This is a genomic window from Streptomyces sp. P9(2023) (assembly GCF_032436795.1).
Classification (GTDB): domain Bacteria; phylum Actinomycetota; class Actinomycetes; order Streptomycetales; family Streptomycetaceae; genus Streptomyces.
Genome location: NZ_JAUPWM010000801.1, coordinates 1 through 241 on the forward strand (window position 1 = coordinate 1; position 241 = coordinate 241).

General features: G+C 54.8%; 1 protein-coding gene. It reads left to right on the forward strand.

Going from position 1 to position 241, the window contains the following annotated elements:
• Positions 1-241, forward strand: a 241-nt coding sequence (locus Q5762_RS39490) for a hypothetical protein (RefSeq protein ID WP_399495655.1), incomplete at both ends; no start/stop codon positions are given.

Sequence of the window (241 nt, forward strand, 5' to 3'; positions counted from 1 at the left end):
GGTTATGAGCTGATCCAAGCCCCTACTTACAGCAATCCATTCCTTCCGCCTGATTACGTCCAGTCTCTCCGGAATAGCTATCCACCTGGCCTGATTGATGCTTACATTGAGGGGAAGTTCACCAATCTTAGCTCTGGCAGCGTCTACCCCGACTTCTCGCGCACGCTTAACCATGCTGATGTGGAGATGCGGGAGCGAGAGCCGCTGAAGGTGGGCATGGACTTCAACCGCCTGCACATGG